This window comes from Billgrantia hypersalina, from assembly GCF_052584175.1.
Genome location: NZ_JBMIQI010000011.1, coordinates 725,532 through 743,777 on the forward strand (window position 1 = coordinate 725,532; position 18,246 = coordinate 743,777).

Genomic DNA, 18,246 nt, shown 5'->3' on the forward strand with positions numbered 1-18,246 from the left:
AGGGCATGGCCAGGAAGGCCAGACCAGTCATCAACGGAGCAGGAGCCATAGATGCGAGTTATTACATGGATGGGAGTGTTGATGATGTGGCTTGGCCTCGTGCCACTGGCTTGGGCGGAGCAGGGTGAGGCGGCAAAGGCATGGAAAGACGAGCCAGGGTTGGCGGGAGAGCTGGCCCGTCAGGTGGCTTCGGAAGCGCCACGAATACAGGCCTTCTATGCGCTGCGTGACTTTCGTCCGGCATGGCAGGATGCCGACGCCGTGGCGACGTTCACGTCAGCGCTGCGTACCCTCGAAAGCGATGGGCTCCATCTTCGGGATTATCGTCCGGATGCGTTGAGGGGGCGGCACCGTACTGCCTACGAGGACGGCACCGATCTCGAGGCGCAGGCCGAGTACGACCTGTTTGCCACTCGAATACTGCTGAAGGCGCTCGATCATTTGCAGCGCGGCAAGGTCGACCCCGAATCACTCGATACCGGCTGGGAAGTGCCGGTGGCGCCTCCCGATTTCTCTCTGGCGGCAGTCTCCGCTGCCGTGGATCAACAGCGCTTCGAGGCGCTGATCGGCGAGGTGCGGCCGGATTTCGTCCCCTACCAGCGGCTGCGCTCGGGATTGGCGCGCTATCGCAACATCGAGAAGCTGGGCGGGTGGCCGGACCTACCGGCACGAGAGGGGGCGCTACGCCCGGGTGACGTCGACGATGATGTCCCGCTGTTGCGTGAGCGTCTGGCGGTCATCGGCGAGCTCGAGATCCTGGTCGCCGATAACGACATCTTCCCTGGGGGGGAACTCGAGGCGCCAGACCCGCGTCGCTACGACGCCAGCCTCGAGGCGGCGGTAAAGCGCTTTCAGCGTCGACATCTGCTGGAGCCGGATGGCGTCGTGGGGCGCCAGACCCTGGCAGCACTCAACGTGCCGGTGGAGCAGCGTATCGATCAGATCCGTCTCAACCTGGAACGCGCCCGCTGGCTGTTGCACGGCTTGCCGGATGCCTTCGTGCTGGTTGATATCGCCGGCTATCGTCTCAGCTATTTTCGCCCTAATGGCGACGTATGGCGGTCGCGCATCGTGGTGGGCCAGCCTTATCGGCGCACGCCCTCGCTACGTTCGGAAATCACCCACATGACGGTGAATCCCACCTGGACGATCCCGCCCACCATCAAGCGCGAGGATGTGCTGCCTCGAATTCGGCAGGATCTGGGCTATCTGTGGCGCGAGCGGATCCAGGTGTTGAGTCCGTCGGGTACGCCCCTCGATCCGTGGGAAGTCGACTGGGACAACCCCGGCAACATCGTCCTGCGCCAGGCGCCGGGGCCGCAGAATGCACTAGGACGTCTGGTGATTCGCTTTCCCAACGATCACATGGTCTATCTCCACGATACGCCGTCCCAGAGTCTCTTTTCTCGCGAACAACGTGCCTTCAGCTCCGGTTGCATTCGCGTGGAGAACATTCGCGAGCTGGGCCAACTGCTGTTCGACGACACCCGCAGCGGCCAGGATCTCGAGCGGCGGATAGAAAGCGACGAGACACAGAACGTGCGCCTGGCCAATCGCATGCCGGTCATCATCCACTACTGGACGGTGAATCCCGGCGACGACGGCGAACTCTCGTTCCGCCCTGATATCTACGAGCGCGACGGCGCCCTGCTGGAAGCACTCGATCGACCGCTGGCGCTGTGATCCAGCGAGGGGCAAGCCCCGGCCACGTCCTGTGGCCGGGGCTTGGGCTACGTCAGCCTGCCCCCGCAGTGGGGACAGAGCCCGTCGATCAACGCCGAATCGGCGGATGAGGGGCGGGACTTATCGTCCGTCGCTTTCGCATGCGGCATGTTGGCGAAGCGCTCCGGGTTAACCGGCACCAGCGTGCCGCGCTCCCAGCGCAGGCCGACATCCTTGAGCATGCGCGGGTCGCAGTCGCGTAGGGAGGCGTCGCGACGACGGTTGGCATAGTGGGTGCCTACGGCGCGAAGCAGGCGACGGGTGGTGCGTAATACAGCCATGATCTCGGTCTCCTTGAGGGGAGGCCGGGAACTTGTGCGCGACGGGCGAGAAAATAGAGATCCAGGCTTGGCCGCGACAAGTGCCGCGGCCAGCGTCATTCAGGTGTCGTCGTTTCGACGGCCGGCCCACGGCAGCAGCAAACGGGTGCGCATCGCGTTATTGAATCCGCGATGTTGCCAATTTGCCTTGTTGCCTTGCGATAGCCAGCGCATGAGGAACGCGTCTCGGTTGGGTAATGTGCCGCATCGGCGATGCGACTCTTTTCTTATAGACAACCGCTCAACAAGCGTCAACCGATGGAGAGGGTTTTCAGCGATACCCTTCGGCCTGCAGTCGGAACAGCCTCGCATAGCGGCCGTTCAGGGCCATCAGGCTGTCATGGTCGCCGCGCTCGATCACTACGCCGCCGTCGATCACCAGGATCTGGTCGGCGGCGCGCACCGTGGAGAAGCGGTGCGAGATGAGGATGGTCATCTTGTCGCGCCGGTGCTCGCGAAAGTCAGCATAGACGGCCGCTTCCGCAGCGGCGTCCATGGCAGCGGTAGGCTCGTCCAGCACCACGATGTCGGCGCTTTCGCGCATGTAGGCCCGCGCCAGGGCGATCTTCTGCCATTGGCCGCCGGAGAGTTCCTGGCCGCCCTTGAACCAGCGTCCCAGCTGGGTGTGGTAGCCGCCGGGCATGGTGCGGATGAAGTCGTCGGCCAGGCCGCGCTCGGCGGCCTGTTGCCAGCGCGCCTCGTCGCCGAAGGCTTCGACGTCGCCGGCCCCCAGGTTTTCGCCCACCTTGAGCTGGTAGCGCACGAAGTCCTGGAAGATCACGCCGATGCGCCGTCGCAGGGTGGCCAGGTCCCATTCCCGCAGATCACTGCCGTCTAGCAGGATGCGCCCGCTGCTGGGCGCGTAGAGGCGGGTCAGCAGCTTGATCAGGGTGGTCTTGCCCGAGCCGTTGGCGCCCACCAGGGCGAGGCTATGTCCTGGGGTCAGGTGCAGCGAGATATCGCGCAGGGCCGGCTCGTCGGCGCCGGGGTAGGTGAAGCCCACGCTCTCGAAGCGTATACCGTCCCCGGGCGAGGCGCCTTCCGTCAGGCTGCCCCGTTCGGCGGCCACCGGCTGCTCCAGGTATTCGTAGAGGTTCGACAGGTAGAGGTTGTCCTCGTACATGCCGCTGATGGCGGTCAGGCTTGCCGACAGGGCTGCCTGGCCCTGCTTGAACACCATCAGGTACATCGTCATCTCGCCCAGGGTCAGCGTGCCCCCGATGGTTTCCACGATCACCCAGGCATAGGCACCATAGAAAGCCAACGTGCCCAGCAGGCCGAGCAGGAAGCCCCAGGTTTCGCGGCGAATCGTCAGGCGTCGGTCCTCGCCGAAAAGGGTGTCGAAGATGCGCCGGTAGCGGTCGAGCAGCAGTGGTTCCAGCCCGAACAGCTTGACCTCCTTGATGCTGTCTTCACGGGCCAGCACCGTTTCCAAGTAGATCTGCATGCGAGTCTGGGGCGAGCGCCAGCGGAACAGGCGGAAGGCATCGCCGGAGAACTTGGCTTCTGAGACGAATACCGGTAGGGCACCGATCACCAGGATCAGAATCGCCCAGGGGGAGAATTGCACCAGCAGCACGCCGAAGCTCGCCAGCGAAATGGCGTTCTGGAGCAGCGAGAACGTCTTGTTGACCAGCCCCAGCGGACGGGTCGACGCTTCGCGCCGGGCCCGAGTCAGCTTGTCGTAGAACTCGGAATCCTCGAACTGGCCGAGCGAAAGGGTGCCGGCCTTTTCCAGTATCATGACGTTGACCTTCTGCCCGAGCAGCGCACGCAGCAGCGATTGCTGTGCCGAGAGACCGCGCTGGGCCAGGGCAATGGCAGCGATCACTCCGGCTTCCGCCAGTACGTAGCGCAACACCGGCCAGAGGCTGGCGAAGGTTGGCGTGCTGCCACTTTCCCGGTGATACGTCATGGCCTCGACCACGGCGTCGACGATCAGTTGGCCGATCCAGGCGGCCACGGCGGGCAGCACGCCGGCCACAAGCGTGCATAGCGCAAGCCCCAGTGTGAGGGCGCGGGAGGTCTGCCACACCAGCACCAGCGCGCGGTGGCTGTAGCGGAATACGCCGAAGAAGGCGGCCAGGCGGCTACCGTAGGGCGAAGGTTGGGCAGGAGAGGCGCGTGGCATGGATGAGTGGACGAGGCTCCCTTCAAGAAGCGACGCCCTGCTGAAAAGCAGGGCGTCGCGGGTATGGTCCTGGCTGGCGCTCGGTCAGTCGTCTTCGCTTTCGGCGTCGGCTGAGGTCTGAGCCACCACCGGGCCGGTCTGGCCGGAACGCAGGGCGGCGAGGAGCGGCTCGGCCTCTTGCTGGAAGGCCACCAGGCGTTCGCCGTCGAGGCTCTGGCTTTCCGGCAGCTCGACCTTCATCGCGTCGACCGGGTTGTTGTTCACGATAACCTCGTAATGGAGGTGAGGGCCGGTGCTACGGCCGGTGTTGCCCGACAGCGCAATACGCTCGCCCATCGAGACGCGTTCGCCGCGATTGACCATGGCGCGGGAGAGGTGCAGGTAGCGGGTGCGGTAGCCGTTGTCATGGCGCACCACGATGTAGCGGCCCGCCACCGGATGGTTGCCGACCTTCTCGACGCGTCCGTCGGCCGGCGCGGTGATGGGCGTACCGATGGGCATGGCCCAATCGGTGCCGCGGTGCGGGCTGACCCGCCCGGTCACCGGATGCGTGCGGCGGGGATTGTAGCCGGAGCTCATGCGGTAGCTGCCGTCGAAGGGGTAACGGCTGAAGGCCGGGTCGAGGCTCTGGCCGTCGGGCGTATAGAAATTGTTGTCATCGCTGTTGCGCACCAGGGTGAGGTCCATGCGGGCCCCCTGGTACTCGATGGCCAGAACGCGGGAATCGTAGCTGGCCCCGTCGATGATGTCGGATTCGATCAATACCTGGAATTCATCGCCGCGGCGAGTGTCGCGACGGAAATCGAGCTTCTTCTCCAGCAAGCGCGTGATCTGGGAGACTTCGGTACTGGAGAGGCCGGTGGACTGGGCGGAGCGGGCGAAACTACCGCTCACGCTGCCGGCGAAAAGGCGCTGCGTTGCCTCGCCGGCACGCTCGATGGTGGCCACGTCGAAGCCGTCTTCTTCGCGCTCGAGCATGAAGCCTTCGCGGGCGTTGCGCATGACCCGCATGGCCTGCAGACGATCCTGCTCGTCGAGCTGGTATTCGAAGGTGTTGCCGACCCGCCAATGCGTCAGCAGGCGCTTGTCGGGCAGGCTGTCGAGCAGATTCATGGCCTCGCTATAGCCCAGGCCGAGCTCGTTCTGGGCCAGTACGGCGAAGGTATCGCCCTGCTGCACGGTATAGGTGCGCCATTCCGGCACGTAGGGTTCGGCGGCGGCGATTTCATGGTCGAAGTGGATCGGGCCGTCTTCGAACAGGCCCAGCTCTTCGTCCGTGTAGTCTTCGTAGGAGGTCGCGTCGGCGGCCAGCGCCTCGTCGTCGGTATGGGCATCGTCGAGCATGCCGCTGGCCAGGGTGCCGATCACCAGGGCCATGTGCAGCGCCCCGGAATCCAGTACCGTTGTCAGTTCGATGCCGCTGTCACCGGTAGTGGCGGTAGCGGCATCGAGCTCGGCAGCGGCGGGCGCCGTGGCGGAAGGTGGCGTTCGCTCGGCCTGAGCCACGGCGATGCCGGAGAGATCGATGATCTCGCTGGGCCGTAGCTGGGAGAGCGGAATGTAGTCTCGGGTGGCATCGATGGCCTGGGTGGCGATTTCGATGGCTTCGGCGACGGAATAGCGTTCGCTGTTGAGAGCGGGGAGGCCGGGCTGGGCCTCGGGCGACAGGGGGAACAGCACGGTTTCGGGAACCTGTTCCTGTCGCTGGGAATTCTCGACGAGGGTAACAATTTTTTGCGCGCCCAGTACGGTCACCATGGTGGCGACGGGTAACAATAGCAACTTATGCGTGCGGGGCAGCGAATGAAGGATTCGCAACATGTGTGTCGGCCATATAAAGATGACAGGAATATAAATAAAGGCACGTGAACCTTAACCCATGATATATGGCCTGCCTAGACTGTACGTTCATACAGCAGAACGCGCCCGAAGGCCCGTGGTTGAGTCTCCGGGCCTTCTGGCTAAACAAGAACACTGTTCTTTTTATTTATTGAAAGTGAATAAAGGGTAGAAAACAACCCCTATTCGGTAAATAGGCGCGAGTCATGTCACTGGGTGAAGCTGCCGTTGCGATAGTCGCGCAGTGCCTGGTCGATCTCGTGCCTATGATTCATCACGAAAGGACCGTAGTGGGCAATCGGTTCTCGGTGAGGGGTGCCCGCCAGCAACAGGCATTGTGCCCCTTTCTGGCTCGAGAGGCCCAGCGTGCTCCCGGTGCCCAGGCGCGCCAATTGCCCCGCCGTGACACGTTCATCGGCGATGTCCAGGGCGCCTTCGAAGACATACACGGCCAGCATTTCGCTGCTGGCTGCCAAAGTCATTTCCCCTCCAGCCTCGAGGCTCGCGTGGGCCACGGCGCCATCGCCCGCCAGGGCATCCAGAGGACCCGTGACGCGATTGCCATTCGGGGTCGACCAGTGGCCGCCCAAGGCAATCAGTGCGGCACGGGGTTCTGTCAGGCGCGGCATTTCGTCGCTGCGAACGTCGCGATAGCGTGCTTCGCTCAGCTTTTCGCGCGCCGCCAGGTTGAGCCACAGCTGGAAACCGTGCAGGCCGTGGCTGTCGGTCAGGGGCATCTCGGAATGCACGATACCGCGGCCGGTGTGCATCCACTGGGCGCCTCCGGCCTCGATGGTGCTGCTGTGGCCCAAGTGATCTTCATGGGTGATTCCACCATGAACGATGTAGGTCAGCGTCTGGATGCCACGATGGGGGTGCGGAGGAAAGCCGCCGATGTAATCGTCGGGCTGGTCGGAGCCGAGCTCGTCGAGCATCAGGAAGGGGTCGAGTTCGCCATCGAAGCTGTGAATGCGCTGGATGTGCACGCCGTCGCCATCCTGGCTGGGGTGGCTCTGGATCAGGCGTGCAATGCGGCGAATGCCGGAGCTGGCGACCATGTTAGAGGTCTCCCTAAGTGGATATGTCTGGCATTCTAGTCCGTATTTTTCGAAGATTAAGCGCAACGTTTCGCAGCTTTCATTCGAGGAAGTCGAACATGTCTCGCGTCACCCTGGCCCAGTGGCAAATGCTTGCGGCAGTCGTCGATCACGGCGGTTTCGCGCGCGCCGCCGAGGCGGTCCACAAGAGCCCTTCCACCCTCAACCATGCCGTACACAAGCTGGAGCAGCAGCTCGGCGTGCAGGTTCTGGAGCCGGTGGGGCGTCAGGTTCGCCTCACCGAGGCCGGGGAGATGCTGCTGCGCCGGGCACGCCAGCTGATCGAGAGCGCGGAGGCGCTGGAGGATGTCGCCGGCCGACTCGCCGAAGGGCTCGAGGCCGAAGTGGTCCTGTCGGTCGATCAGATATTCCCCACCGATGCCTTGGCGGTGGCGCTGAGCCGCTTTTCTGCGGAGTATCCCTACGTTCGCGTGCAGCTCCACGAGACGGTGCTCAACGGTGGCATCGAGATGCTCTATGACGGACGAGCCGACCTGGCCATCTCCGGCCTGGCGGCACAGGGCTTTCTGGGCGAGCCGCTGGTCGCGATCCGCTTTATTGCGGTGGCCCATCGCGACCATGAGCTGCACGCGCTCGATCGTGAGCTCGACTTGCGCGACCTGCAACGGCACCGGCAGCTCGTCGTGCGTGACTCGGCGCTGCGTCAGTCGATGGATGCCGGCTGGCTCAAGGCGGAGCAGCGCTGGACGGTCAGCCATCTCGAAACCTCCATCGACATGATACGGCGCTGCCTGGGATTCGCCTGGCTGCCCGAGACGCGCATCCACGATGACCTGGAAGAAGGCTTGCTGCGCCCGCTGCCGCTCACGGCAGGGGGCATTCGCGAGGTACCCATGCAGATGATCTTTCGCGATCGTGACCGGGCGGGCCCTGCGACCCATGCCATGGCCTGGGCGCTGCATGAAGCGGTAGCCAGTACCTGCCCGGGCCGGAAGTGATCGTTCACTTATTTCGAAGCGACGGGCGGAAAAACTGCGCTTGAGCGAAAGTCAGAGCGGTTTACTCTGGTTAACGACCAACCAGCTTCGGGAGGACGTGATGGGCCTGTTGATCGACGGCAAGTGGCACGACCAGTGGTACGACACCGACAAGCATGGCGGCGAGTTCGTACGTGAATCCGCCCAGCTGCGCGACTGGGTGACCCGCGACGGCAGCCCGGGGCCCGAGGGGCAGCGGGCGTTGCCGGCGGAGGCGGGCCGCTACCATCTCTACGTATCGCTGGCCTGCCCCTGGGCGCACCGCACCCTGATCATGCGCAAGCTGAAAGGGCTCGAGGAAATCGTCGGCGTTTCGTGGGTCAGCCCGCTGATGCTCGACCAGGGCTGGAGCTACCACGAGCACGAAGGCTCGAGCGGCGATCCGGTCAACGGCGTCGCGTACCACCGCGAACTGTACACCCTGACCGACCCGCACTACACCGGCCGGGTCACGGTGCCGGTGCTGTGGGACAAGAAGGAGAAGCGAATCGTCAACAACGAGTCGGCCGAGCTGGTACGCATCCTCAACGATGCCTTCGACGAAGTGACCGGCAACCGGCTCGATTTCTATCCCGAGGACTTGCGCGAAGCCATCGATGCGGTCAACGAAGACGTCTACGAACATATCAACAACGGCGTCTACAAGTCGGGCTTCGCGACCGAGCAGGAGGTCTACGACAAACACGTGGTGGCGCTGTTCGAGGCGCTCGATCGCGTCGAGGCGCGGCTGGCCGAGAACCGCTACCTGGCGGGAGCGTGGTTTACCGAGGCCGACGTGCGTCTTTTCACCACCCTGGTGCGCTTCGATGCCGTCTACTACGGCCACTTCAAGTGTAACTTCCGGCGCATCGAGGACTACCCGAACCTCTCGCACTACCTGCGCGAGCTGTATCAGTGGCCGGGCGTGGCCGAGACGGTGAGCCTGGAGCACATCAAGCGCCACTATTACTACAGCCACGACACCATCAACCCGACGCGCATCGTGCCCAGGGGGCCCTTGCTCGACTTCGAGCGCCCGCACGATCGGGAGCGCTTGCCGGGGCAAGGAATCCGCGAGAATGGCTAACGCTGTTTGGCCAGCCACCTGTCCAGCGCATTGGCGAACTCGCGCCGATCGATGTCGCTGTAGCCTTTGGGCCCGCCGGTATGCTCGCCACTGGAGCGCAGGGTCTCCATGAAGTCGCGCATTTGTACGCGTGCTCGGATGTTGTTCCGGTCGAGGATCTCCCCACGGGTCGTCATCACCGCCGCACCCTTGTCGATAGCCTCCAGGGCCAGCGGCAGGTCGGAGCTGATCAGCAGGTCGCCTGGCACGATGCGTGCCACGATCTCGTTGTCGGCGGCATCGAAACCATGGCTCACCGACAGCGCCTTGACCCACTTCGAGGGCGGCAGGGGGATTGTGTGGTTGGCGACGAACCAGGCCGGCGTTGTGGTGCGCTCGGCGGCGCGAACGATGATGTCGCGAGCGACCCGGGGGCAGGCATCGGCATCGACCCAGAGCGTGGGCATTCAGGAGCGCTCCTCGAAGAAGATTCAGAAGTGTGTGAGCGTAGCGTTGAAAGTACTGGTCATGGAACCAGTATCGATGGTAGCATGCGCGCTCCTCGCATGTGTTGACCCCGCCATCATGACGATTCGCTCCGTATGCCGTGCATACGAGAGGCAATCACCGAGACGGACAGCGAATGCTGCAACGTCCGAGATGTGAAGATGGAGCGCTACAGGATGCCGCCAACCGGGCGACATCGGCGCAAAAAGGTCGCCACAGCGGTTCCCGCCCGATGGCGCGAACCGGATGCCAGGTGCGACCGGCGTCCCACGATAACGTGATCCGCTCTGTCCGGGCCAGATTGCCCGCCGAGGACAGGGCCACCGACCTGCCATGTGTTTGTGTCGGGGATGCCTCAATGTGATTTGCCGGCGAGTGCCGGCCTACCAAGGTGTGATTGATGACCTCGACTTCTGTCGCCTCGCCGAGCTTCGGCGATCTTGCTCTGCTGCCTGCCGTTCTCGCCGCCGTCGAAACATTGGGTTACGAAACTCCTTCACCGATTCAGACACAGACCATTCCGGCGCTGCTGGAAGGGCGCGACATGCTGGGCCAGGCCCAGACCGGTACCGGCAAGACCGCAGCTTTCGCGCTGCCTTTGCTTTCGCGGCTCGAGCTGACTCGCCGTGAACCCCAGGTGCTGGTGCTGGCACCGACCCGCGAGCTGGCCCAACAGGTGGCCGTCTCCTTTACCAAGTACGGCCAGAACCTGCCGGGGCTGGAAGTGGCCACCCTGTGTGGCGGCCAGGAATATCGCGAACAGCTGGGTGCGCTGAAGCGCGGTGCCCAGGTGGTCGTGGGCACGCCGGGCCGGGTGATCGATCACCTGGATCGCGGCAGCCTCAAGCTCGACGGCCTCTCCGCCCTGGTGCTGGACGAAGCCGACGAAATGCTGCGCATGGGCTTTATCGACGACGTCAAGCGCGTGGTCGCCGATACGCCCAAGGAAGCCCAGCGGGTGTTCTTCTCCGCCACCTTGCCGGCCGAGATCGAGCGCATCGTCAACCGTTACCTGGTCGATCCGGTCAAGGTCGCCATCGAGTCGCGTACCACCACCGGCGAGAACATCGAGCAGCGCCTGGTGCGCGTCGATGGCGGCGCCAAGCTGGAGGCGCTGTCGCGGATCCTCGAAGTCGAACCGGTCGATGCCGCGATCGTCTTCGTGCGCACCCGTGCGGCCTGCACCACGCTGATGGAGCAGCTCTCCGCCCGCGGCGTGAACGTGGCCAGCCTCTCCGGCGACCTGGACCAGAGCCTGCGCGAACGCACCATCCAGCGCCTCAAGCGCGGCAAGGTCGACGTGCTGATCGCCACCGACGTGGCCGCCCGCGGCCTCGACGTGCCGCGCATCACCCACGTCTTCAACTACGACCTGCCCCAGGACGCCGAAGCCTATACCCACCGCATCGGCCGTACCGGCCGGGCCGGGCGTACCGGCATTTCGATCACCTTCGTCGGCTTCCGTGAGGGTCGCAAGGTGGGCTGGATCGAGCAGGCCACCGGCCAGAAGCTCAGCGAGATGGAAGTGCCCGACGAGGCGGCCATCCGCGCCCACCGCGACGAGGTGTTCCATCAGCGTATCATCGGCACGCTGACCGCAGGTGCCGAGGAGCAGCGCGCGCTGGTCGAGCGTCTGGTCGCCGAGGGTCATGATCCGGTCGAGCTGGCCTGTGCCTTCGCTGCCCTGGCGCGTGCCGACGAGGCGCCCATCGGCCGCCTGCAGGCGCCGCGCAAGGAGCGTGCGGACCGCAGCGAACGCACCCCGCGCGATGGCAAGCCGCCGCGCCGCGACCGCGGCCCGAGCGAGGGCATGACCCGCTATCGCGTGGCGGTTGGCCACAAGGACGGCGTCAAGCCGGGCCAACTGGTCGGCGCGCTGGCCAACGAGGGGGGTATCGAAGGCTCGCGGATCGGCCGTATCGATATCCGCAACGCCTTCTCGGTGGTGGAACTGCCGAGCTCTCTGCCGGCCAGCATCCTGGCCAAGATGGCCCGCGCCCGCGTTGCCGGTCGCCCGCTGGAAATCAGCGAGGACAGCGGTGCTCCCGAGCGTGCTCCGCGCCGTCGCCGCGAAGATGGTGAGGCACCGGTGCGTCGACGCACGAGCGCCTAAGCGCATCGTCAGCCGCCACGACGGCTGACATGAAACATGACCCAGGCCGGGCTATCCGGCCTGGGTTTTTTTATCTCTGCTTGCCAATTGCCATACTACCATACTAGTCTGGTCAGAACGGTGGCGCGCAGGCGCAACGAGAATGAGGAGACGGTGCCCATGACATCCCCCCTGCAGGCCCTGTGGCAGGAAGCGCGCGACGACGGCTCGGTTCGCGAGCGGCTCTACCGCGTGTTGCGCCAGTCGATCATCCGCATGGTACTGGCGCCGGGGCAGGCACTATCGGAAAAGGAACTGGCCGACGCCTTCTCCGTGAGTCGCCAGCCGGTGCGCGAAGCCTTCATCCGGTTGTCGGAAGCGGGGTTGGTCGAGGTACGACCGCAGCGCGGCACCTACGTGGTAAGGATTTCGCAGCAGGCCGTGCTCGAAGCCCGCTTCGTACGTGAGGCGATCGAGGTGGCGGTGGCCCGGGAGGCCGCCACGCTGGGCGTGGCCGAGCGTACCCTGGACGAGCTGCGTGAGTTCATCGAGCGCCAGCGGCGTTGTGTCGAGTCCGACGACTACGACCGCTTCTTCCAGCTCGACGAGGCCTTCCATCGCGCGCTGTCGCTGGACGTGGGGCACACCGCGGCGTGGCGCGTCACCGAAGAGGTCAAGGCGCAGCTCGATCGGGTGCGCTACCTGAGCATTCCCGACTCGACGCCGATTGCCAAGCTGGCCGACCAGCACTCAATGATCGTCGAGGCCATCGGTCGGCGCGATCCCGAGGCGGCGAGCCAGGCCATGAGCGTGCACCAGCGAGAGATCCTGCATTCATTGCCGGAGCTGATGCGCCGCTTCCCCGAGATGTTCGACGGTACGCCCAGCGCTGTTGCCGTCGGCAGTACGTAAGTCTCACGTAGCAAGACGCCAAGCAAGAGACGCATAACCACAACACACGTCAGGAGGCTCACATGAAGACCACAGCACTTGTCTCGGCCATTGCACTGGCCGCCACTGCCAATCTGGCCCATGCGGCCTATCAGTTGAATCTTTCCTCGGCGCTCAGCGGCCAGGACCCCATCGTGCAGGCCATGGAAGAAGCCAGCCAGACGATCGCGGAACGCTCCGATGGCGAGCTCACCGTGCGCGTCTTTCCCAACAGCCAGCTCGGCTCCGACGAGGATGTGGTCGAGCAGATCCGCAGCGGTGCCAATGTGGCGGTGCTGATCGATGCCGGCCGGCTCTCGGAGTACCAGGAGGAACTGGGCATCCTCAGTGCGCCCTATCTGGTCGAGGATCACGCCGATTACGATCGCATCACCTCGTCCGAGCTCTATCAGGAGTGGGTCGAGAGCCTGGCCGAAAGCAGCGGCCTGCGCCTGCTCAACTACAACTGGTTCCAGGGCTCGCGCTACATGCTCACCCAGGAACTGGTCGAGACCCCCGAAGACCTGAACGGCATTCGCGTGCGCACCATCAACTCGCCGGTATGGGTCAAGACCATCGAAGCCATGGGCGCCACGCCCACGCCGTTGCCCTGGTCGGAGGTCTACTCCGCGCTGCAGCTGGGCGCGATCGACGGCGCCGAGGCGCAGCTCACCGCTGCCGAAGGCCAGAACCTGCACGAGGTGATCACCCATATCGCCCTGACGGGGCATATCCACCTGATGACCGGCCTCGCCACGTCCGAAGAGTGGTACCGGTCATTGCCGGAGGAGCTGCGCACTATCCTCGACGAGGAGCTACAGCGGGCGGGCGAGGCGGCCAGCCAGGCGACTGCCGACGCCCAGGATGCCGTGCGTGAGCGCATGGAGGCGGAAGGCGTGACCTTCACCGAAGTGGACGTCGAGCTGTTCCGTGAACGCGTCGCCGGTGTCTACGAGGAGCTCGGCTACGACCAGTACCGCGAGCAGTTGACCTCGGGAGAGTGAGCCAGCCGGCCCCTGACGCGCTCGCGACAGGGGCTTGGCCGCTGACTGCATCCTGGTTCGAGGATTTCCTTATGTGGTACTGGTACGACCGACTCGAGGCGTGGCTTGCCGTGGCACTGCTGGGCGGTACTTCCCTGACCCTGCTGGTGAGCTCGACGGCACGCGCCATCGGCCAGCCCTTCGCCGGAGGCGCCGAGCTGGCCCAGCTGCTGTTCATCTGGACCGCCGTGCTGGGTGCCGACATCACCCTGCGCCACGGCGGGCAGGTGCGCATCGACGCCCTGGCGGTGCGCCTGCCGCTGCCGCTGCAGCGCCTGGTCACCGGGCTGTGCCTGGCGCTGATGCTGGGCTTCCTGGCCCTGCTCGTGTGGTACGGCTTTCCCTTGGCCCTGTCCAACTGGCAGCGCCCGATGGGTGTGGCCGGGCTGAGCTATGGCTACATCACCCTGGCGCTGCCGGTGGGTGCTGCGCTGATGATCGTCTCGCTCGTGCGTCGCATCGTGACCAAGGGCATCGTGGCGAGCCTGATGCCGGAAGACGATGTCGTGGAGGAGACACTATGACGGCCGCACTCCTGCTGGGCCTGGGCCTGGTGCTGATGGCCATCGGCATGCCCGTGGCCTTTGCCATCGGTATCGCCGGTTTCAGTTATTTCTTCCTGCCCGATACCTTCCTGCCGACCAATATCGGGCCGCAGCGCATCGTCTCGGCGACCCAATCCTTTCCGCTGCTGGCGGTGCCGCTGTTCATCTTCATCGGCCACCTGATGAACGCCAGCGGCATCACGCCGCGGCTGATGCGCCTCTCTACGCTGCTGGCCGGCTGGATGAGTGGCGGGCTGGCCCAGGCCAGCATCGTACTCAGCACGCTGATGGGCGGCGTGTCGGGCTCGGCGGTGGCCGATGCCGCAATGCAGTCGCGGGTGCTGGGTAAGGGCATGATCAAGGAGGGCTACAGCCCGGGATTTTCCGGCGCGGTGCTCTCCATCGGCGGGCTGATCACCGCCACCATTCCGCCGAGCATCGGCCTGATCCTGTACGGCTATCTGGGCGAGGTATCGATCGGCCGGCTGTTCATTGCCGGCGTGGTGCCCGGCTTCCTGTTGATGGTGGCGTTGATGGTGACCACCTTCTTCGTCGCCAAGCGGCGCGGCTACACGCCGGTACGCGAGGGGCGGCCTGCAGGTCGCGAAGTGCTTTCAGCCTTGCGCAGCAGCATCTGGGCGTTGCTGTTTCCGGTGTGGCTGCTGGTGGGCATTCGCTACGGCCTGTTCACGCCTACCGAGGCGGGCGCCTTCGCAGTGGCCTACGCGCTGCTGGTGGGCTGCGTGATCCATCGCGAGATGGGACTGCGCGAGATCCTCGCGGCGATGCACGCCAGCGTGCGCGACATCGGCATGATCATGCTGATCATCATGTTCTCGGGAATCATCGGTTATGTGGTCTCCTTCGAGCGGGTGCCGCAGACCATCGCCGAGCTGACGCTGGGCGTATTCACAAGCCACGCCACGTTGCTGCTGACGCTGGCCGTGCTGCTGGTGCTGCTCGGCATGCTGCTCGAGGCTACCGTCGTGGTGATGCTGCTCACGCCGATTCTGGTTCCCGTGATCAAGGCCGCCGGCGTCGATCCGGTGCACTTCGGGCTGCTGATGATGACCCTGGTGACCTTCGGCGGCATGACGCCACCGGTGGGCATCTCCATGTACACCGTGTGCGGCATCCTGCGCTGCTCCTTCTTCGACTACAGCCGCGAGCTGGTGCCCTTTGCCCTGGCAGTGTTCGTGGTGGTGCTGGGCATCATCTTCTTCCCCGACGTCGTGCTGTTCCTGCCCAACCTGCTGATGGGCTGAGCAGCGAAAAGCCGATAGAGACGGAGTCTTGTCATGACATTCAAAGATCGCATCGCCTTCATGGGACCGGATTTCCTGCTCGAGAACGAGCCGGCGCGCCGGCTCTACCACGAACATGCCGCGGCCATGCCGATCTGCGATTACCACTCGCACCTGAGCCCGGGGGAAATCGCCGATAACGTGCAGTTCGACAACCTCACCGAGCTGTGGCTGAAAGGCGACCACTACAAATGGCGGGCGATGCGCTGTGCCGGCATCGATGAGCGGCGCATCACCGGCGACGTGAACGACCGGGAGCGCTTCCAGGCCTGGGCCGAGACGGTGCCGGACTGCCTCGGCAACCCGCTCTATCACTGGACCCACCTGGAACTGCGCCATCCGCTGGGTATCGAAAAACTGCTGCTCTCGCCGGATACCGCCGAGGAGATATGGACGACTGCCCGCGAGCGCCTGGCCACGCCGCAATTGAGTGCCCAGGGGATTCTCGAGCGCTTCAATGTTCAGACCGTATGCACGACCGACGATCCCGTGGATGACCTCGACCTGCACCGTCGTCACGTCGAGCGCGGCGGCGCTCCCGCCATGCTGCCGACCTTTCGTGCCGATACCGTGCTCAAGATCGGCGAGCCCGGCTTCGTCGACTACCTCGGCGAACTGGAGGCGGCCAGCGGGGTGGCGATCCATGGCTTCGACGACCTGCTCGCGGCCCTGTACCAGCGCCTCGATCACTTCGCCGTCCACGGCTGCTGCCTTTCCGATCACAGCCTGGAGAAGCCGGTCTTCGTCACCCCGCCCAGCGTGGCCGAACTCGACCGGCTGCTCGACCGCCGCCGCCGGGGCGATACGCTTGCAGGCGACGAAAGCGCCGGCTTCACCACCGCGGTGCTGCTGTGGCTGGGGCGCGAATACGCTCGCCGCGGCTGGGTGATGCAGCTGCACCTCGGGGCGCTGCGCAGCCTGAGCCAGCGCGGCCTGGCCGAGATCGGGCCCAACAGCGGCTTCGATGCCATCGGCGATGTGACTTACGCCGAACCGCTGGCGGCCATCCTCGATGCGCTCGACCGCGAACGGGCGCTGCCGCGCACCGTGGTCTACAACCTCAACCCCCGCGACAACGAGATGCTGGCAAGCCTGGTCGGCTCGTTCCAGGGCGACGGCATTCCCGGCAAGGTGCAGTTCGGTGCCGCCTGGTGGTTCAACGACCAGCGCGACGGCATCGAACGCCAGCTCGTCACGCAGATGAACTTCGGCCTGCTGCGCCACTTCGTCGGCATGTTGACCGACTCGCGCAGCCTGCTGTCGTTCTCCCGCCACGACTACTTCCGCCGCATCTTCTGCCAGATGCTCGGGGCCCAGATCCAGCGTGGCGAACTACCGAACGATCTCGACCGCGTCGGCGAGCTGGTCCGGGCGGTGTGCTACGACAATGTGCAGCGCTACCTCTTCGAGCGATGAGCTGAGCCTATTCCCTTTGACTGCGACGGAACCTTCATGAAAATCAGCGACGCCTATGTGATCGTCACCTCGCCGGGGCGCAACTTCGTCACCCTCAAGATCGTCACCGAGTCGGGCACCTACGGCATCGGCGACGCCACTCTCAACGGGCGCGAGATGGCGGTGGTGGCCTATCTCGAGGAGCATGTGGTTCCCGCCCTGATTGGGCGCGACGCCAGCCGCATCGAGGACATCTGGCACTATCTCTACCGCGGGGCCTACTGGCGCCGGGGGCCGGTGACCATGGCGGCGGTGTCGGCGGTGGACCTGGCGCTGTGGGACATCAAGGCCAAGGTGGCCGGCATGCCGCTCTACCAGCTGCTCGGCGGCAGGAGCCGCGAGCGGGTAATGACCTATGCCCACTGCACCGGCAAGGACATCGACAGCTGTCTCGCCGAGGTCGAAAAGCACGTCAAGCTCGGCTACCGGGCGGTGCGCGTGCAGGCCGGCGTGCCCGGCATACCCACCATCTACGGCGTAGCCAAGCGTGAGGGCGAGCGCTACGAACCGGCGGATGCCGAGCTGCCTGCCGAGCACGTCTGGAGCACCGAGAAGTACCTCAACCACGTGCCCAAGCTGTTCGCCGCGGTACGCGAGCGCTTCGGGGATGACCTTCACGTGCTGCACGACGTGCACCATCGGCTGACGCCCATCGAAGCGGCGCGGCTGGGCAAGGCGGTCGAGCCCTACCACCTGTTCTGGCTGGAGGACTGCGTGCCGGCCGAGAACCAGGAGAGCTTCCGCCTGATTCGCCAGCACACCACCACGCCGCTGGCGGTGGGGGAGGTGTTCAACTCGATCCACGACTATCGCGAGCTGCTCGAGAATCAGTGGATCGACTACATCCGCACCCCGCTCACCCATGGCGGCGGCATCACCCACGTGCGCCGCATCGCCGACCTGGCCGGGCTCTACCACGTGCGGACCGGCTTCCATGGCCCCACCGATCTCTCACCGGTGTGCCTGGGGGCGGCGATCCACTTCGATACCTGGGTGCCCAATTTCGGGATTCAGGAGCACATGCCCCACACGGTGGAAACCGACGCCGTCTTCCCCCACGACTACCGCTTCGAGGACGGCCACTTCCTGGTCGGCGAAGCGCCGGGACACGGCGTCGATATCGACGAGGACCTGGCCCGGCAGTATCCCTACAAGCGCGCCAGCCTGCCGGTCAACCGGCTGGAAGACGGCACGCTGTGGCACTGGTGAGGAGAACGT

The 18,246-nt window shown here is 64.9% G+C and carries 15 protein-coding genes; 10 read left to right on the plus strand and 5 right to left on the minus strand.

Annotation, left to right across the window (positions count from 1 at the left end; translation table 11 throughout):
- Window positions 1-51: 51 nt before the first annotated feature.
- Complete coding sequence (locus tag ACOJCM_RS10595; RefSeq protein WP_445212019.1) at window positions 52-1,683, plus strand: L,D-transpeptidase family protein; 1,632 nt, start codon at window positions 52-54, stop codon at window positions 1,681-1,683.
- Between the two features lie 47 nt (window positions 1,684-1,730).
- On the opposite strand, the gene ACOJCM_RS10600 is transcribed toward ACOJCM_RS10595, so the two are convergent.
- From ACOJCM_RS10600 to ACOJCM_RS10615, 4 genes are all read right to left on the minus strand, one after another.
- Window positions 1,731-2,003, minus strand: a complete 273-nt coding sequence (locus ACOJCM_RS10600; protein ID WP_445212020.1) for a hypothetical protein — start codon at window positions 2,001-2,003, stop codon at window positions 1,731-1,733.
- A gap of 310 nt (window positions 2,004-2,313) precedes the next feature.
- On the minus strand, window positions 2,314-4,173 hold the full coding sequence (locus ACOJCM_RS10605) for an ABC transporter ATP-binding protein (RefSeq protein ID WP_445212021.1): 1,860 nt from the start codon (window positions 4,171-4,173) through the stop codon (window positions 2,314-2,316).
- 84 nt (window positions 4,174-4,257) lie between these two features.
- On the minus strand, window positions 4,258-5,994 hold the full coding sequence (locus tag ACOJCM_RS10610) for a peptidoglycan DD-metalloendopeptidase family protein (RefSeq protein WP_445212022.1): 1,737 nt from the start codon (window positions 5,992-5,994) through the stop codon (window positions 4,258-4,260).
- Window positions 5,995-6,221: 227 nt separating this feature from the next.
- The gene (locus ACOJCM_RS10615; protein WP_445212023.1) at window positions 6,222-7,070 is read right to left on the minus strand and encodes a pirin family protein; all 849 of its coding nucleotides are present in this window, start codon (window positions 7,068-7,070) and stop codon (window positions 6,222-6,224) included.
- A gap of 98 nt (window positions 7,071-7,168) precedes the next feature.
- On the opposite strand from ACOJCM_RS10615, the gene ACOJCM_RS10620 reads away from it, so the two are divergent.
- Both ACOJCM_RS10620 and ACOJCM_RS10625 read left to right on the plus strand, forming a co-directional pair.
- Window positions 7,169-8,068: a LysR family transcriptional regulator gene (locus ACOJCM_RS10620; protein ID WP_445212024.1), complete on the plus strand. Its 900-nt coding sequence runs from the start codon at window positions 7,169-7,171 to the stop codon at window positions 8,066-8,068.
- Between the two features lie 100 nt (window positions 8,069-8,168).
- Complete coding sequence (locus ACOJCM_RS10625; RefSeq protein WP_445212025.1) at window positions 8,169-9,173, plus strand: glutathione S-transferase family protein; 1,005 nt, start codon at window positions 8,169-8,171, stop codon at window positions 9,171-9,173.
- Here ACOJCM_RS10625 and ACOJCM_RS10630 read toward each other — a convergent pair.
- On the minus strand, window positions 9,170-9,619 hold the full coding sequence (locus ACOJCM_RS10630) for a YaiI/YqxD family protein (protein ID WP_445212026.1): 450 nt from the start codon (window positions 9,617-9,619) through the stop codon (window positions 9,170-9,172). The genes ACOJCM_RS10625 and ACOJCM_RS10630 overlap by 4 nt on opposite strands.
- Window positions 9,620-10,059: 440 nt before the next feature.
- Here ACOJCM_RS10630 and ACOJCM_RS10635 point away from each other — a divergent pair, with 440 nt between their 5' ends.
- The 7 genes from ACOJCM_RS10635 (at window position 10,060) to manD (ending at window position 18,237) form a co-directional block, all read left to right on the plus strand.
- Window positions 10,060-11,772 carry a DEAD/DEAH box helicase gene (locus ACOJCM_RS10635; RefSeq protein WP_445212027.1) on the plus strand — a complete coding sequence of 571 codons (1,713 nt, stop codon included), beginning with the start codon at window positions 10,060-10,062 and terminating at the stop codon, window positions 11,770-11,772.
- Between the two features lie 159 nt (window positions 11,773-11,931).
- Entirely contained in the window at window positions 11,932-12,663 is a 732-nt protein-coding gene (locus ACOJCM_RS10640; RefSeq protein ID WP_445212028.1) for a GntR family transcriptional regulator, read from the plus strand.
- A gap of 62 nt (window positions 12,664-12,725) precedes the next feature.
- Window positions 12,726-13,685, plus strand: a complete 960-nt coding sequence (locus ACOJCM_RS10645; protein WP_445212029.1) for a C4-dicarboxylate TRAP transporter substrate-binding protein — start codon at window positions 12,726-12,728, stop codon at window positions 13,683-13,685.
- Between the two features lie 71 nt (window positions 13,686-13,756).
- Window positions 13,757-14,248: a TRAP transporter small permease gene (locus ACOJCM_RS10650; RefSeq protein ID WP_445212030.1), complete on the plus strand. Its 492-nt coding sequence runs from the start codon at window positions 13,757-13,759 to the stop codon at window positions 14,246-14,248.
- Window positions 14,245-15,534 (plus strand): TRAP transporter large permease, encoded by a 1,290-nt coding sequence (locus tag ACOJCM_RS10655; RefSeq protein WP_445212031.1) that lies wholly within the window; start codon window positions 14,245-14,247, stop codon window positions 15,532-15,534. The genes ACOJCM_RS10650 and ACOJCM_RS10655 overlap by 4 nt, the downstream gene beginning before the upstream one ends.
- A gap of 33 nt (window positions 15,535-15,567) precedes the next feature.
- Window positions 15,568-16,989 (plus strand): glucuronate isomerase, encoded by a 1,422-nt coding sequence (gene uxaC, locus ACOJCM_RS10660; RefSeq protein ID WP_445212032.1) that lies wholly within the window; start codon window positions 15,568-15,570, stop codon window positions 16,987-16,989.
- A gap of 36 nt (window positions 16,990-17,025) precedes the next feature.
- A complete protein-coding gene (manD, locus tag ACOJCM_RS10665) occupies window positions 17,026-18,237 on the plus strand; it encodes a D-mannonate dehydratase ManD (RefSeq protein ID WP_445212033.1) in 1,212 nt (403 codons plus the stop codon).
- The last annotated feature ends 9 nt before the right edge of the window (window positions 18,238-18,246 follow it).

Excerpts from the sequence above, each read along its gene's own strand:
- ACOJCM_RS10625 (WP_445212025.1), top strand. The coding sequence starts at position 8,169 with ATGGGCCTGTTGATCGACGGCAAGTGGCACGACCAGTGGTACGACACC.
- ACOJCM_RS10655 (WP_445212031.1), top strand. The coding sequence starts at position 14,245 with ATGACGGCCGCACTCCTGCTGGGCCTGGGCCTGGTGCTGATGGCCATC.
- ACOJCM_RS10645 (WP_445212029.1), top strand. The coding sequence starts at position 12,726 with ATGAAGACCACAGCACTTGTCTCGGCCATTGCACTGGCCGCCACTGCC.
- ACOJCM_RS10640 (WP_445212028.1), top strand. The coding sequence starts at position 11,932 with ATGACATCCCCCCTGCAGGCCCTGTGGCAGGAAGCGCGCGACGACGGC.
- ACOJCM_RS10635 (WP_445212027.1), top strand. The coding sequence starts at position 10,060 with ATGACCTCGACTTCTGTCGCCTCGCCGAGCTTCGGCGATCTTGCTCTG.
- ACOJCM_RS10600 (WP_445212020.1), bottom strand. The coding sequence starts at position 2,003 with ATGGCTGTATTACGCACCACCCGTCGCCTGCTTCGCGCCGTAGGCACC.
- uxaC (WP_445212032.1), top strand. The coding sequence starts at position 15,568 with ATGACATTCAAAGATCGCATCGCCTTCATGGGACCGGATTTCCTGCTC.
- ACOJCM_RS10595 (WP_445212019.1), top strand. The coding sequence starts at position 52 with ATGCGAGTTATTACATGGATGGGAGTGTTGATGATGTGGCTTGGCCTC.
- manD (WP_445212033.1), top strand. The coding sequence starts at position 17,026 with ATGAAAATCAGCGACGCCTATGTGATCGTCACCTCGCCGGGGCGCAAC.
- ACOJCM_RS10615 (WP_445212023.1), bottom strand. The coding sequence starts at position 7,070 with ATGGTCGCCAGCTCCGGCATTCGCCGCATTGCACGCCTGATCCAGAGC.
- ACOJCM_RS10620 (WP_445212024.1), top strand. The coding sequence starts at position 7,169 with ATGTCTCGCGTCACCCTGGCCCAGTGGCAAATGCTTGCGGCAGTCGTC.
- ACOJCM_RS10650 (WP_445212030.1), top strand. The coding sequence starts at position 13,757 with ATGTGGTACTGGTACGACCGACTCGAGGCGTGGCTTGCCGTGGCACTG.
- ACOJCM_RS10630 (WP_445212026.1), bottom strand. The coding sequence starts at position 9,619 with ATGCCCACGCTCTGGGTCGATGCCGATGCCTGCCCCCGGGTCGCTCGC.
- ACOJCM_RS10605 (WP_445212021.1), bottom strand. The coding sequence starts at position 4,173 with ATGCCACGCGCCTCTCCTGCCCAACCTTCGCCCTACGGTAGCCGCCTG.
- ACOJCM_RS10610 (WP_445212022.1), bottom strand. The coding sequence starts at position 5,994 with ATGTTGCGAATCCTTCATTCGCTGCCCCGCACGCATAAGTTGCTATTG.